General features: G+C 34.9%; 13 protein-coding genes and 4 tRNA genes. All 17 read right to left on the bottom strand.

The window, feature by feature from the left end; all coding sequences use genetic code 11:
• Positions 1–49: 49 nt before the first annotated feature.
• The 17 genes from J2Z26_RS18295 to J2Z26_RS18215 all read right to left on the bottom strand — a co-directional run bounded on the left by J2Z26_RS18295 (position 50) and on the right by J2Z26_RS18215 (position 16,205).
• On the bottom strand, positions 50–1,240 hold the full coding sequence (locus J2Z26_RS18295) for a DNA cytosine methyltransferase (RefSeq protein WP_193535356.1): 1,191 nt from the start codon (positions 1,238–1,240) through the stop codon (positions 50–52).
• Positions 1,233–2,414 carry a DNA cytosine methyltransferase gene (locus J2Z26_RS18290; protein ID WP_193535357.1) on the bottom strand — a complete coding sequence of 394 codons (1,182 nt, stop codon included), beginning with the start codon at positions 2,412–2,414 and terminating at the stop codon, positions 1,233–1,235. Before J2Z26_RS18290 ends, J2Z26_RS18295 begins: the two co-directional genes overlap by 8 nt.
• A 288-nt stretch (positions 2,415–2,702) precedes the next feature.
• Positions 2,703–4,085, bottom strand: coding sequence for a hypothetical protein (locus J2Z26_RS18285; RefSeq protein ID WP_209794407.1), 1,383 nt, complete (start codon positions 4,083–4,085; stop codon positions 2,703–2,705).
• Between the two features lie 57 nt (positions 4,086–4,142).
• Positions 4,143–4,622, bottom strand: a complete 480-nt coding sequence (gene rlmH / locus J2Z26_RS18280; protein WP_193535359.1) for a 23S rRNA (pseudouridine(1915)-N(3))-methyltransferase RlmH — start codon at positions 4,620–4,622, stop codon at positions 4,143–4,145.
• An 83-nt stretch (positions 4,623–4,705) separates the two neighbouring features.
• Positions 4,706–4,861 (bottom strand): CxxH/CxxC protein, encoded by a 156-nt coding sequence (locus tag J2Z26_RS18275; protein WP_193535360.1) that lies wholly within the window; start codon positions 4,859–4,861, stop codon positions 4,706–4,708.
• Between the two features lie 161 nt (positions 4,862–5,022).
• Positions 5,023–6,249 carry a S1C family serine protease gene (locus J2Z26_RS18270; RefSeq protein ID WP_193535395.1) on the bottom strand — a complete coding sequence of 409 codons (1,227 nt, stop codon included), beginning with the start codon at positions 6,247–6,249 and terminating at the stop codon, positions 5,023–5,025.
• Positions 6,250–6,473: 224 nt separating this feature from the next.
• The gene (locus J2Z26_RS18265; protein WP_193535361.1) at positions 6,474–7,268 is read right to left on the bottom strand and encodes an MBL fold metallo-hydrolase; all 795 of its coding nucleotides are present in this window, start codon (positions 7,266–7,268) and stop codon (positions 6,474–6,476) included.
• Positions 7,269–7,274: 6 nt separating this feature from the next.
• Positions 7,275–8,057, bottom strand: coding sequence for a two-component system regulatory protein YycI (locus tag J2Z26_RS18260; RefSeq protein ID WP_193535362.1), 783 nt, complete (start codon positions 8,055–8,057; stop codon positions 7,275–7,277).
• Positions 8,044–9,372, bottom strand: a complete 1,329-nt coding sequence (locus J2Z26_RS18255; RefSeq protein WP_193535363.1) for a YycH family regulatory protein — start codon at positions 9,370–9,372, stop codon at positions 8,044–8,046. The genes J2Z26_RS18260 and J2Z26_RS18255 overlap by 14 nt, the downstream gene beginning before the upstream one ends.
• Positions 9,369–11,195 (bottom strand): cell wall metabolism sensor histidine kinase WalK, encoded by a 1,827-nt coding sequence (gene walK, locus J2Z26_RS18250; RefSeq protein ID WP_193535364.1) that lies wholly within the window; start codon positions 11,193–11,195, stop codon positions 9,369–9,371. Before walK ends, J2Z26_RS18255 begins: the two co-directional genes overlap by 4 nt.
• Before the next feature lie 6 nt (positions 11,196–11,201).
• On the bottom strand, positions 11,202–11,912 hold the full coding sequence (gene yycF / locus J2Z26_RS18245) for a response regulator YycF (protein ID WP_193535365.1): 711 nt from the start codon (positions 11,910–11,912) through the stop codon (positions 11,202–11,204).
• A 171-nt stretch (positions 11,913–12,083) separates the two neighbouring features.
• On the bottom strand, positions 12,084–13,541 hold the full coding sequence (locus tag J2Z26_RS18240; RefSeq protein ID WP_319638035.1) for a M23 family metallopeptidase: 1,458 nt from the start codon (positions 13,539–13,541) through the stop codon (positions 12,084–12,086).
• A gap of 373 nt (positions 13,542–13,914) precedes the next feature.
• A tRNA-Phe gene (locus J2Z26_RS18235) sits at positions 13,915–13,987 on the bottom strand.
• Between the two features lie 310 nt (positions 13,988–14,297).
• Positions 14,298–14,373 (bottom strand) — tRNA-Asp (locus J2Z26_RS18230).
• A gap of 36 nt (positions 14,374–14,409) precedes the next feature.
• Positions 14,410–14,481: transfer RNA gene (locus J2Z26_RS18225), tRNA-Glu, on the bottom strand.
• Between the two features lie 13 nt (positions 14,482–14,494).
• Positions 14,495–14,570 (bottom strand) — tRNA-Lys (locus tag J2Z26_RS18220).
• Positions 14,571–14,918: 348 nt separating this feature from the next.
• On the bottom strand, positions 14,919–16,205 hold the full coding sequence (locus J2Z26_RS18215; protein ID WP_193535366.1) for an adenylosuccinate synthase: 1,287 nt from the start codon (positions 16,203–16,205) through the stop codon (positions 14,919–14,921).

The following is a 16,205-nucleotide window of genomic DNA, read 5'->3' as shown; positions in this document are numbered from 1 at the left end:
AAGCAGCATATCGATAGTTGATATGCTGCTTTATTAATTTAGTCCTATATTAAATATCTGCAACCAGTTGTACTTCTCTTTTTCTATAAGGTTGCGGACCACTGAGTAAAGCTCTAAAAATTTCTTTAATTAGTAAGGGAGGAATACCTTCACCGATTGCATTCCTTATTGTTGTCTCAGTCGCCCATGTTGGAATATTCCAGTTTGTTGGAAGAGAGGATACAATAAGTAATTCATATATCGTTAGGACCCTAGCATCAGAGTATATTCTTCCTTCCTCTGATCCATCATCTTGTATTAATCTACCTGGATGAACACATATTGCCGAGGATATTACTCCATTATTCTGAGTTATTGTATTCGCTGGTTTATCCCAACTATACCGTTTATAGGTGCTTATCCTTCCTTTTATAGTAGTGCCATCATCTTTTTTAGGATAATATATATTATTCTCAAAAGCTGTTTTTCCACTAGGAGTATGCATCATCCATTGTATGTGTTTCCATGAATGAGTTGGTGGGTAGTGCCATTTTGATACTTTTAGTCCCTCTTCCTTTTTTTCTTCAAAATTAGGAAACCTCCATCGCTCATCTGGATCTCTAACAAGAGGGTCTAATGAAGGTAACTCACCAATAGCTTCCCTTAATGTAATTTGTTTTTTCTTTTTTGGTACAGGATGTTCCCAAACTATCCCTTGGTCCTTCCTCGATAACAAGAAAATTGATCTCTCACGTCTTTGTGGAACCCCAAAATCTGCACTATTCACAATGGTATCTGTATTGAAATGATAAATCTCTTCTAATTCCCTTTTAATATACTCAGGTATTAATATTTCTTCTCCGAAATAATCTATTCTTGTTGTTAATTGTTTAGGTACGTTTTCTAGCAATACAAACATAGGCTTTACCTTTTTGATGACATCAATGGCATATGTTATTAATTGATTTCTAGGATCAAATAACTCTCTCTTCCCATGCCTACTCATGCCCTGACACGGGGGGGTGGCTATAATTAGATTTACATCTAATGCATTTGCCTTATTTATTATTGTATTTCTAATGTCATCCTCTGTAATATCACCTATAATCATTTCAGTTTTAGGGTGAAGGTGTTTGTAAAATTCCCCTCTAACTTCTTCTTTTTCATTTGCCAACATAATTTCTATCCCTAAATCATTAAGGTATGTCTCGGCCATACCTACATTAGCAAATAATGATAAACCTCTAAGGTGATTAAACATTAACTATATGCCGCCTTTCTATTTTATCAGAGCTATTTGTAATCATTCTGAAGAGCTTTTTCACCATTAAAGGAGGTATTCCTTCACCAATACTGTGTCTAATAACACTTTCATCAGCCCATTCAGGTATATTCCAGTTTAACGGAAGAGACATCACAATCAATAATTCATAGATAGACAACACTCTAGGATCAGAGTAAATTGTTCTTCCATATTTATCAGCTGAAACTGGTCTACCTGGATGAACATTATCATGAGAACAAACAGCACCATTATAGGTTGTTACTGTATATGCTGGCTTATCCCACCATTGTCTTTTATAGGTGTTTTTAAAGCCTACAATCCTCTCACCACTGACCTTTTTAGGATAAAATTCATCATTTTCCAATGCTGATTTTCCTTCTGGAGTATACATCATTACTTCTATATGTCTTATCTTATGTTTCGGTGGTGTATGCCACTTAGATACCGCTTCTCCTTCTTTTTTCTTATTTAAAAAGTCAGGAAAAACCTTTAATATCTCTTCCATTTTGTATCCCTGTATTAATGGATCAAGGGAAGGTAGATGCCCAATTGCATCCTCTAAAGTAATAATGGGACTATTTTCTTTTTCAGGAAATTCCCAGATAAATTTGATATCTTTTCTCGTTAATAGAAAAATTGATCTTTCTCTATTTTGAGGTACACCGAAATCAGCTACATTTAGGACAGTATCATTAATATGATAATCAGAGGATAGCAGTGACTTAATGAAGTCTGGTATTAAAATTTCTTTATCATTAAATCTTACCTTAGTTTTATTCTGACGGGGGACATTTTCTAGTAAAACAAACATTGGTTTTAAATCAATAATTGCTTTAAGAGCATATGAGATTAATTGATTTCTAGGATCTGTTGGATCCTTCTTGCCTACCGTACTCATTCCTTGACAAGGTGGAGTTGCCATAATAAAGTCTATTTCTGCTTCTTTTGCTTTATTTATTATTTCATAATATACTTCTTCTCTAGTTATATCTCCCGTTATCATTTCTGTTTCAGGATATAAATGTTTATAAAACCTAGCTCTTCTTTCATCTAGTTCATTTGCTATTTTTACTTCTACTCCTATTTCTTCTAGTAAAGCTTCGGCTACACCGATATTAGCAAACAGAGATAATCCTTTTAATTTATTCATTATAACCTCCAAATAGTGTAGTAATTTATTCATTAACGTAAATTATAAGATTGTAAATTTTATAGTATAGCATATCCTTATATTATTTGAGGAACAAAATCATTCGGTTTTTTACAAAGAAAAACACAAGTTCTTATATTTCTACAATTATTTTAACCCAAAGATACATATTGTTCTACTTAAAAAGCCTATTTAAAAAGGGGAAAAGCTACCAATACTTATTTGTTGGTAGCTTCATTGAATTCCTATATTTCAATATATTTAGTTAATTATAAATACCTAGCTATACTAAAGCTTACTAATCGGGGCTGCTCCCCATTTTTCTTGTAATTTAGTTTTATGCTTAAAACGTGAACGGGGATTTTTAAGTTGTTCACCTAGAAATTTCTCCCAGTAAGGAATATGTTCTGGTTGAAAACTAACCACAGTACCTACCATAGTGTGTGGAAGATTTTCTTTGTATACATTCTCTTGAATAAAATAAATGCTTGTACCTAAATGATCTGCTAATTTTTGTGTACTCCAGTTTTGAAATCGTAAAGGTGTCTTATATTCAAATGCTTTTTTATATTTTCTCTCCCCAAAAATAATAGCGTCTTTATATAACCATTCACGAATTGCTAATGACTCTTGTAAACCATACCTAATTTCACAGAAAGTTAACATACCTTCTTCAGATGGATAACTAACTGCTACAGGAGTAATGCTTAAATGTTGTTTTAATTTTAGAAATATCCCATACATCAATTGATCATTCCCACAAAACTTAATACTAAGTCTACCTTCTTTACTTATTTGAACTGAGCCATCACCATCTAGAATACCTCTAAGAAAGTGGCGATCTAACTGATCATGTATTAATGGATAATTTGCATAGTATGTTTTTTTAATTCCACACCCTAAGGAAGCTAGATCATGGTTAAAATATGGACTATTAATAAATAGAATTTTAGTCTTTTTAGTCTTTACTCCCTTATAGGTACCATAGCTCTCTGTAAGTTTATTTTTATTTTCAAGTACTTTTGCTATTTTTTCCACAATATCAATATCAGATAATTGTAGTGATGCAATATAGCTTCCTATAATTTTTTGTCCTCTACTGTTATATTCAACCTTAATTTCATCTAGTTTCTTCCCATTACGAAAGTAACCAACATGACCATCTGTTAACCATATTCCGAATATATAAGCTGTTAATTCATTTATAATTCCTTTATTGAAAAAAGTATGGTTAATTTTTTTTGACCCTATAGTGTGAAGATGTCGCTTTGACAACACTAATTCAGAATAATCACCAAGTCTCTTTGCTGGCTCTGTAAATTTATAACTATCTAAGTCAAGTCTAAATAAAGAACCATCATTGGCTTTTCTAAGGCTGTCATGATAACATACTGGGCTACAGTATGTTACCTTTTCCTTAACTTTTACCTGAATAGGAGGAACATATCTGTTAAAGTGTTCTCCACATTGAGAACAGATATAATCCCTATAGGTCTTTTTAGGTATTACATAACCCTTTATGTTAAACTTTTTGAAATGTCGTAATACAGTTGTTCTTGATAATTTACTCTGTGTTGCAAACTTAGTTCTTGAAACCTTATTTTTTATGAGGTATTCTTCCATTTTTTCCGGATACATACCATATGTAGATAAAAATCTCTCCCTCTCCAATTTTTATTCACCCTTCTGTTTAAACTCTATTATTAATTCTCTATAAAAAAACCTCATTTACTTATGGTACGGTTCATTCCGGTTAATTCGAAAGGCCCGGTACACCTGCTCAAGCAAGATCAGTCTCATCAACTGATGAGGAAATGTCATTTTAGAAAAGGATAAAGTGTCATTAGCACGTTTCATAACTTCATTACTCAAACCAAGTGAGCCTCCTATGACGAAGGCAATTTTGCTTTTTCCATAGGTAGCAAGTTTGTCTAGGTCTTCAGCTAGCTGTTCAGATGACTTCATTTTTCCATTGATTGCAAGGGCAATCACATGGGTGTCTTCTGATATCTTGCTTAAAATACGCTCTCCTTCTTTTTGCTTAACCTGCTCCATTTCTGTATCACTTAAATTTTCAGGGGCTTTTTCATCTGGCATTTCAATGATTTCTACCTTAGCATAGGCAGTTAATCTCTTTAAATACTCATTAATGCCTTGCAGTAGATATTTTTCTTTAAGTTTTCCAATTGTTAATATTGAGATATTCACATACATTTCCTCGCTTTACAAACATCTTATCCACAAAACTTATCAACATATCCACAATCTTCACCATATCTTGTATGCGAATATTAGTTCCCTACAACATATATTGCCTTGTTTTGACAAAATTCACACGTTGTGGATAACATCTCATTTTCTGTTAACAACCTCATTTCTGGTGGCAATTCATATTCATCTACATACATATCTAATGCAAGCTCTATATGGTCTTGACAGCACTTCATGTTGTATTCCCTCCATTTTTATCTACCTGTGGAAAAGTTTTTTTGTTTTTAGTATCCTCCTCATCATACCGTCATAATACGACAATTTCAAACAACTATTTATCTTATCCACAACCCCACAAAAAAACAGTGGAAATTTATCTCCACTGCGCTTACTTTATCTATAAAGATTCATTTACTAATTTCATATTCACTGTTTTAATTTCTCCATTACGGTATAATTTCACTTCCATTGTATCACCAATAGATTTGTTATATAAATGCTGCCTGAGTTCGAGTACATCCGTTACTTTTTTGCCATCTAATTCAACAATGACATCATATAATTTGATTCCCGCTTGGGCAGCCGGTGAATTAGGAACCACTTCAACAATTGCAATTCCCTCTTTTACTTCTACTGGGAGATGTAATGTTTCTTGTTTATGATAATTTGATATTTCACCGATAGATCGCAAACCTACACCCATATATGGGCGAAGAACTTCACCATATTTCTCTAAATCCTCGATAATAGGTCGAACAATATTTGTAGGGATCGATAGTCCAATTCCCTCAACTGTATGCTGAGCAATCTTCATTGAGTTAATCCCAATGATCTGGCCTTGAATGTTAACCAATGCTCCACCACTATTTCCAGGGTTAATAGCCGCGTCTGTCTGTAGAACTTCTGCATTCCAATCAGGAATTCGATCTCCATCTAGATCAACTGGAATGGAGCGCTTCGTGCCAGATATAATTCCTTGGGTAACTGAACCTGAAAATCGAAGGCCTAACGGATTTCCAATTGCTAATACAGGTTCACCAGCTCTAACGGTATCTGAATCTCCAAACTCAGCTACTTTCGTTACATGACTACCATCAATCTCTAGTACTGCTAAGTCTGTTAAAGGATCACTTCCTATCAACGTCGCAGCCACTCGAGTCCCATCACTTAGGCTAACTTCTAATTGACTAGCTCTGTCAATAACATGATGATTTGTTACAACATATGCCTTATCGCCAACTTTCTTATATACTACTCCGGATCCAGTACCGGCCTCTTGTGAACCTTGCTGCGTCCAAAAACCCGCTTGTTGTAGATTAATTACACCAACAACAGCTTCAGACACCTTATCTACAGCATCTGTTACTTCTGTCACAACACTAACAGACACTGTTTCTTGAAACTCTGGGTTTGGAGCTGAAGTTGTGGTTTCATCTTGTGGACTCTCCTGTGCACTTTCTAAATCATAAGGGAGGATATTGTATTTTGTTAGAGTAGGGATTAATACAATAATTAGGATTGCCCCCACTATTGCGCCAACCAATGCAGACAAAAACCATCCACCGCGACTTCCCTTTTGCTTCCTGCCATTTACATATTCATAGTCCTGATCATAATACCCCATACTGTCACCAATCCTTTCATGAATAAACGACTGATTTTTATCTAACATGCACAAGAACCTAGCGATATACCTAATTTTTGATTACTCTTTCTATACCCATACCTTTTAATCTTCAACCTTGCCTGCTTTGTTCCTTGTGCTGTTTTAGTATCTATCAAGGATTATAACCATTCTTTCTTAAAATTAGCTTAAAAAAAAGAGGATAATCTTTAAAAATTATCCTCTTAAACGTATGCAAGTTTTGTTGGGACTTTAGGGTCTGTATCGTATAAATCAAATTGATCGCCAACTTCAAAACCTTTACTTTCTAGTGTTTGTTTTACCGCCATTCTTGCCAAGTCTTTCATATTATTGTCTTGACTTAGATGTGCTAGATATATACGTTTTGTGTTGTCACCTATCATATCTGTTAAAGCGAGTGCAGAATCCTCATTAGAAACATGTCCAAAATCACCTAAGATTCTACGTTTAATATTCCATGGATAATGACACATTCTTAACATCTCTACATCATGATTACTTTCAATTACATAAGCATCGGCACCTTTAGTGACACCCTTCATTCGATCACTTACATATCCAGTATCAGTCAGGAGCACAACCTTCCTGCCTTCATGATGGAATGCGTAAAACATGGGCTCAGCAGCATCATGCGATACGCCAAAAGATTCAACATCTAAATTTCCGAAGCTTTCGACTGAACCCATAGTAAATACAAACTTTTGATCGGTAGGAATTTCTCCAATATTGCTCTCCATAGCTGCCCATGTTTTTTCATTTGCATAAACTGGCAACTTATATTTCCTTGCAAGTACACCTAATCCCTTAATATGATCACTATGCTCATGAGTAACTAAAATTCCTGATAAATTCTTAATTTCACGATTTACGTTTTTAAACAGCAATTCCATTTGTTTTCCGCTTAAACCAGCATCTACAAGTAATGAATGCTTTTCTGTACCTATATAAAATGCATTGCCTGTGCTTCCACTTGCAAGCACACTAAAGTGCAAGCTCATTGTTGTTCACTCCTGTATTTCAATAATTTGCCCCTCTATTGCATTTACATAATAGTCCATTCGATCATCAACAATAATATGCCAAGTTGGCGTTAACACTTGGGATTTTGATAATGTAACGAGTGGATAGTAGCCGAATTCTATTCTTGTTACCTCACTACCTGATTTTAGATAATCACTCTTATATAGATACTCAATGGCTTGAATTGAAGTTAGCATTTCTTCTCGTTTGTATTCTTCAATATCTGTTAATAGAGTTTGACTGTAAGAGATAATTTCATTATTCTCATTTAACTGAAGTAAGACTTGTCCACTAGAATTATTAGGAATATTAAAGAAGGTATTATTTTTATAATGCTGAAATAGAATAATCGTCTTCGAATCTTTGTCATACTTCCAATATAGATAGGAAGAACCATAAGCTATATTATCTTTTATGAACTGTACAATTTTGGTATCAATATTTTCTTCTGTAAATTTAATAGGCACAATAAAAGTTGAAAATAGTTTCGTAGGATTATCGAGATTAATCTGTTGATTTTTCAGGCCGTCTACCTCTTCTAATGTAAATGCTTTTTCCTGTCCATAGATGATATAATCAGCTTCATCAGCTAGCCTAGGTAGCTGTGGATACGTAATTTCCTCTGTCTCCAACTGTTCTTCAATTGATGCCTCTCTAATTAAATCTAATTGGCTCAAATTTCTTTTTTCTATAAATTGATAAATTAAAAATAAATCTAAGACCAAAAAGGTAATAATAAAAATGGTTTTTGTTTTACTCCAATCCACTTCCATTACCCCCTAACTCGTCATTATGATTAAAATCAAGTATTTTCCAATCACCTTCATACAAATAGGTCCATACAGGATCAAGTAAGATAATTTTAGGGGATGATGGGTCTTCCTTTAACTCATAGCCAATGGAAATATCTTGGACCATCTCAAACGCAATGTTCTGTTTTGCCTTAATCGTTCGAACCACTTCATCTCCAGATGGTAAAGCTACATCAGCAATTTCTACAGGCAATTGTAATGTTAGCAATGGCCTTTCATATCTCGAAACTTCGTTCTTTCCCCAAATCTGCTCAATTTCAGCAAGATCATTTGCGTTAAAGACAGGGATATTTTTCACGTAAAGTCTAAATAGTGTTCGATGCTGGAATTTATCCCAACTAAAAAAACGATAACGATCCGTCCAGCCATTATGATCATTTACAAAATCAATGCTCTTTTGAATTAACTCTTCTGTAGCAAGCCTATTCTCTTCTCTTCCCATTGGGTTCACATAACGAATTAATTTATTGTTCTGATCAACTCGTAATATCTTATAACCATCCGTAAATACATCTCCGTAACTAAACTCGTCCTTTTTAACAAAGTTTGGATTTGTGAATAGGGCATTGATAAACATATCTGGATCAACAGTATCTGTATAATATTGAATACGACTGACCATTGTGTTATCCAATGGTAAATAAAACTTTTTATATTCGGAAACGGTATATGCTTTATATCTAGGATAATGAGATGAGAGATGATAATAATTTCGTTCGAATGAACTTACATTTTCGCCATCTACACGTCCTTCATAAACCACTTGATTATTTTTTGAAACAAAATGAAGAATACCTTCATTTTCTCCTATAGCATTTACATTAAAGAATAAACGGTCAAAATAAACAGCAGGGTACTCCCTTTCATCCATTTGAAAAATAGAAGCAAATAAGTTAAGTGGAATCTCATCAGTAAATTGGATTTCAATATGGCCTCTATCATCTAGTTGAGCAATATAATCTTCTTTACGTATTGTCATTCTCTTACTTTGAATATCGTATATCTCCCATTTTCGAACTTCCTTCATCAGCTTATTAATTTCACTTTCTTCAATCGTCCCGAAGTGACCATTACTTTTGTGAAAGATTATTCTTGCTGGTTTTATTAAGCCAGTATTATCTTTTTTATTAACAACTGGGACCTCAACAAAACTATCAGAGTTCTCAAATTGATCATATTTAGGAGAATAAGTCCATAGAGTCCACGTTAAGACGATACTAATGAAAACTAGAATAGTTAATATAATCGATTTTATCGTTTCAAACTTCATGACCAATCATCCTCTTGTGCGTTCTCGAGGGGAAGAGTAAAGAATATTTTTGTTCCTACACCCTCTTCACTTTCAGCCCAAATCTCACCGTCATGTGCCTCAATCATTTCCTTGGCAATAGCTAAGCCTAACCCAGTACCACCTAATTGACGTGTTCTAGCCTTGTCCACACGATAAAATCTCTCAAAAATATTAGCGAGATTCTCCTCTGGAATTCCAACACCTTCATCCGTTATAGAAACTTGTATTTTATCTGTTTGTTCTTTTAAATAAAAGCGAATCTTTCCACCTTCTGGTGAATATTTCATTGCATTTGAAATAATATTATCGAGAACTTGTGTAATTTTATCAGGATCTATATCAACATAGATTGATTCAGTCGACAAGTGTCGTTCAAATACTACATTTTGTTCTTTTGTCATTTCAAAACGATCAATTATCTTATTGAAGTACTCATTGAAATCAATCCAATCCTTTGATAAACGATAATCCTTACTATCAAGCTTTGAAAGTTGTAGTAAGTCATTTACTAATCGGATCATACGTTCAGTTTCTGTCTGAGTAACATTTAAAAACTGTGGTGCAATCTCTTCATTTCTCCATGCTCCTTCAGCCAATGCTTCCAAGTAGCTTCTCATGGTGGTTAATGGAGTTCTAAGTTCATGTGAAACGTTCGCAACAAATTCCTTACGTTCCATATCAATTTTTTCTTGTTCTGTTACATCATATAACACGGCAATCAACCCATTAATGAAGCCAGTTTCCTTTTGGATAATTGAGAAATTTACTTTAATAATAAAGGGTTTATTCTTTGTACTAAAGTCTAGCGTAACTGAATCACGTTCACTTACTAATTGGTCAAAAGTGAGTTGCTCTTCTAATCCTAGTAGCGAAACAATCGATTTACCCATGACTGTTTCACGTGAAACATTTAGCATTTTACTTGCTGGTTCATTAATCAAGATAACTCGGCCTTTTCGATCAGTTGAAATTACTCCATCCGTCATGTGAGTCAGGACAGATAATAATTTTCGTCGCTCTCCTTCGGTAGTTGCCTGTGCTTCTTGTAGTTTTTTTGTAAGGGTATTAAAAGTAACCGCCAATTGCCCGATCTCGTCAAAGCCATACACCTTTACTTTACTTGAGAAGTTTCCCTTCGCCATTTCCTGGGCGTGTTTTCTCATAGCTGATATCGGTCTTGTTATGGTTTGAGCTAGGAAAATACCTAATAATGCTGTCACAGTTAACGTAATCATCGTTCCGGAGATGAGGATGTTATTAATCTTTTTAATATCTGAATAAACATTCTCCATTGAGGCGATTAAATAGATAGCCCCTTTGATCTCATTTTTAGAAAGGATTGGCGTAGTTGATACATGAACGCGGTGCTTAGATTTTGGATCAATAAACATCTTCTCCCAGTAGGTACCTACTAGGAGTGTCCGTTTAATACGTATTTCAGTTGTTCGTTTCCCAACAATCTTTTGATTGGAAGGATCAGATGTACCTATCACTCTACTTTTATTATCAATAACTCGAACTTCGGATGACAAATCCTCGGATACAAAATCCTCAAGTATTAACTTGATATCTTGTTCTAACTTTGGAGTTTTATCGTCCCGTACTTTCTCCATCTCTTGCTCAATATTATAAGCAAGCAGATCTACTCTTTCATTTAAAGAATCCTTAAAGTTCTTTACTAGCTGCTTTTCGAGCTGACCTACGAAATACACTCCAATGATTTGCATCGCAAGGATAATAAGCAGAAGATAGACAAGGACAAATTTTAAATGAATCGAGCGGAAGAAGCCCACTTTTCTCATAATCGATTACTCCTGCTCTGGATTACGTAGATAATAACCCACACCTCTTCTAGTAACAATCCATGTAGGATGACTTGGGTTATCTTCAATTTTTTCACGTAATCTTCGTACAGTTACATCAACAGTACGCACATCACCAAAATAGTCGTAGCCCCAAACAGTTTGTAATAAATGTTCACGTGTTAAAACTTGGCCAATATGTTTTCCAAGATAGTGGAGTAGTTCAAATTCACGATGTGTTAGTTCAATCTGATCGCCACGTTTTGAAACAATATACGCATCCGGATGGATAACTAGGGACCCCACTGCTATTTCGTTTGAATTTTCTACACTTGCTCCGACTTCTTCCTTTAGCATATGTCTTCTTAGATTTGCTTTCACTCTTGCAAGAAGCTCCCTGGTACTAAATGGTTTAGTAACATAATCGTCTGCACCAAGCTCTAAGCCTAATACCTTATCTATTTCAGAATCCTTAGCAGTAAGCATAATGATTGGCATGTCATATTTCTTGCGCACTTCTCTACAGACTTCCATCCCATCCATATGTGGGAGCATAATATCTAATAGAATTAGATCTGGTTTAAGTTCCTCAACCATTTCTAAAGCACTTTTTCCATCATAAGAACAACTAACCTTATAGCCTTCTTTTTGTAAATTAAATTGCAAAATATCTGCAATTGGTTTTTCATCATCAACAACTAAAATTACTTTACCCATTGTAATCGTTCTCCTTTTAATATGAGATGTTGTTCATTTTTCAGGTCAGTAGTATCTATAGTTTACTTTACCATGTCTACCAATGTAATAGTATTACCAATATTCGTTATCTATTTTTAAAAACCTTTATTTTTTAATTTTAAAGAAAAAACCTCCAGCAAAGGCTAGAGGTTATCTATTAACATAATTTAAAGGGTCTACGAGTTTCCCATTTTTATAGACTTCAAAATGAAGATGAACCCCAGTTGAATTACCTGTCGACCCCATATTTCCGAGGCTTTGGCCCTTTGAAACAGTCTGACCAACTCGAACAGTAATTGATGATAGATGAGCATATACAGTGCGTAATCCATTATTATGGTTAATAACTACTTTGTTACCATAACCACCATCCCAGCCTGCATAAACAATTGTACCATTATCAGCAGCTTTGATTGTTCTACTGCTAGGTCTAGCAATATCAATTCCTTTATGCATCTGTCCCCAACGATAACCCATTTTACTAGAGATATAGCCTCCAACTGCTGGCCAAGCTAATTGACCAGTACCACGAGAAGGAACAACCTTCGTACCTTTTATAACGATATGATTTATTGGTTCCTTGATTACTTTTTCTTCTGTTGCTGTTCTCTTAACAATTTGCCCATTTTTCTTTTCAACGAGATAATCCACTATCTTTTCACCTTTTTGTCCCTCTTGTTTAACTTTCTTATCTCCTTTAAACATAGAGGAATCTTCTTTGGTTTCATTTTGATATGGAATTTCTTCTCTTTTAACTTGAGCTTCATGAATAATAACATCAACAAATGCTTTCAAAGCAGTAACATTTAATTCTTGATTGATTTGTAATAAGGAATTCTCTTCAAGTCCTGGGTTCAGAGAAAGTAATTCATCCGTAGATAAATTATGAGCAATTGCTATGCTACCTAAGACATCACCTTCTTGAACATGATATTTCTTCTCTTCAAGAGTACCTTTTTGTAAAAGCTTAACAGCATCTTGAACCGTCAAAATTTGAGAAGGTGAAGCTTCATCCTCATTCAATGTAACTTCTGCTGATAGAGTTACTTCGACTATAATTGATTGATCTTCTGTAGCTACTGGTGCTTGTGCATTTGCTAGTTTTCTAGACTCAACTTCTTGTAATGCTTCTTCCGAAATATATTGAAGCTTCAATTGTCTAATAACACTTTCAGCTTCTTCTTTTGTTTTTAAGTAAGCAACTGTCTTTCCATTTACTTGTAGAGCTGTGGCCTCCGTAACAACTTCTACCTTAGATAGAAATGATTCTAACGTTTCCCTATTGGTAGCATTGGGTCTAAATGTTTTTTCTGCAACATATGTAAGACCATCGGCACTTAATTGAAAGTTCTTATATTCTTCTTTTGTTTCCTTAATCTTTTCATCTATAGCTTTTTCAATAATATCTTTATTATCAACAATCCCTATTCGTTCATCATTTAAATAAACATGGTACACAGTACTAATATTGTCTTTCGCATAAGCAATAACTGAAGTCATAGATAATGAACCAATTAGAGTTGAAGCAATGACAAACTTTTTTAGTGCCTGCATTGGATTGATTAATTTTTTATTAAAAGTATTTTTATTATTGGTTGATAATGACACGGTACTTCCTCCTAAACAAAGGCTTACTGCCGGACACATACTTCATGTACGTTCATCTCACCTTGTGAGAGAAAAATAATCGACAATATTCACATTATTACACTTTATTACTTTACCATATTTCCTATAAAAAAGAATGGTAGATTGCTATATGTAACAAAATTGTAGTATAACTGACACATCTTTACGGTATACGACTGTTAATATTTTACAAATAAGGACTAATTTATCAGTATTATTTTGTTACATTATACCAAAAAATGCGAATCTAATACAAACTTCTTATCTATTAGAATCTATTAAATAGTTATTTAGTAATAAAAACAAAAAATAAAGCGCAATTGATGCTATCATCAATCACGCTTTATGAAAGTGGCTCAGGACGGAATCGAACCGCCGACACAAGGATTTTCAGTCCTTTGCTCTACCAACTGAGCTACTGAGCCGTATATAGTGTTGGTATCCATTACTCTTTCTCAACGTTTACCTTCGTTCACATCTCAGAAAGCCTATTCAAGCTGCGGCTCGATGTGTAATTCTACTAATACTTAGAATCGAAAATTCACTTTGATGTGTCCTCATCTCAGTATGCTTATGCAAGCAGCGGCTCGATGAGTACAACTCGAAGATTATTCATGGAAGCTATGCTCGTTGCTCTACCAACTGAGCTACTGAGCCAATGTATTATTTACTTAAGTTATCTGTGTATATATATAAGAATCTATATAAACTAGCATTTCAGCTAGATAAAATAAGTGGCGGTCCCGACCGGGATCGAACCGGCGATCTCCTGCGTGACAGGCAGGCATGTTAACCGCTACACCACGGGACCTTAATAAACAATATAAATCTACTAATTTAGTAAAAGTGACCCATACGGGATTCGAACCCGTGTTACCGCCGTGAAAGGGCGGTGTCTTAACCGCTTGACCAATGGGCCTTAAAAAATTAAATGGTGAGCCATGAAGGATTCGAACCTTCGACCCTCTGATTAAAAGTCAGATGCTCTACCAACTGAGCTAATGGCTCCTTATATAATAAAGGAAGGATATTTATCTTATTGTCTTGAAATATATATTGGCGAAGACATCTATTCGTGTCCTCATCTCAGGAAGCCTAACCAAGTAGCAGCTCGATGAGTACAATTCGTAGCTTATTCGATGAAGCTCTGCTCATTGCTCTACCAACTGAGCTAACGGCTCGTACTTGTAATTGTTTTTCAACGACGCTTTTTATAATAGCATAGGTATTCGACTAAATGCAACATGTTTCGCAAAAAAGTTTTAGTTTAAAATCACAACATATAATAACTTAACAAAAAAGCCCCTCTATTACAATGTTTTTTGTAATAACAAGGGGCAATTTCTTTGCTTGTACTTATGCGTATACACTACGTACAATATTCGTTTGTGTACGATCTGGTCCTACTGAGAAAACAGACAATGGTATACCTGTTAGCTGGGACACACGTTCAATATAGTGACGTGCATTTTCTGGAAGGTCTTTAAGGTTTTTAACACCTGTGATGTCTTCCGTCCAACCTGGTAGCTCTTCGTATACTGGTTCACATTGAGAAAGTATTTTTAAGCTTGCTGGAAACTCTTCGATGACTTTCCCATTGTATTGGTATGCTACGCAAATCTTTAATGTTTCAATTCCTGTTAGTACGTCAATTGAGTTTAATGATAAATCTGTAATCCCGCTCACTCTTCTTGCGTGACGTACCACAACACTGTCAAACCAACCTACACGACGTGGACGGCCTGTTGTTGTACCATATTCACGACCAACTTCACGAATGCGTTCACCGATCTCATTATTCAATTCGGTTGGGAACGGCCCATCTCCAACACGAGAGGTATAAGCCTTACAAACCCCAACTACATGATTAATTTTAGTTGGCCCTACCCCAGAGCCAATTGTTACCCCACCAGCCACTGGATTTGAAGAAGTAACGAAAGGATATGTACCTTGATCTATATCAAGCATAACCCCTTGAGCCCCTTCAAATAGGACACGACGCCCTTCATCTAAAGCATCGTTTAAAACAACTGATGTATCACATACATATTTCGCAACCTGTTGTCCATACTCAAAATACTCATCAAGAATATCTTCTATTTTAAATCCTTCAACTTCATAAACTTTTTCTAATAAACGGTTTTTTTCTGCTAAATTGTTAGTTAATTTTTCTTCAAATATTTCTCGATCTAACAAATCAGCCATGCGAATTCCTACACGTGCTGCTTTATCCATATAGGCTGGGCCAATTCCTTTTTTAGTTGTACCAATTTTATTAGCACCCTTACGATCTTCTTCAACTTCATCTAATTTTAAGTGATATGGTAGTATCACATGTGCACGATTACTAATTCTTAAATTATCTGTGCTTACACCACGATCATGTAAGTATTTTAACTCTGTTACAAGTGCTTTCGGATCAACAACCATTCCGTTGCCAATTACACAAATTTTATCTGAATAGAAGATTCCTGACGGGATTAAGTGTAGTTTATAGGTCTCTCCATTAAACTTAATTGTGTGACCTGCATTGTTACCGCCTTGATATCTAGCAATCACTTCCGCGTTCTCAGATAAAAAATCTGTAATTTTACCTTTACCTTCGTCTCCCCACTGTGTTCCAACAACAACTACTGAAGCCAT

The organism is Cytobacillus luteolus (assembly GCF_017873715.1).
GTDB lineage: Bacteria > Bacillota > Bacilli > Bacillales > Bacillaceae_L > Bacillus_BV > Bacillus_BV luteola.
The sequence above is the reverse complement of the archived record's forward strand: the minus strand, read 5'-3'. Positions and strand labels throughout refer to the sequence as shown.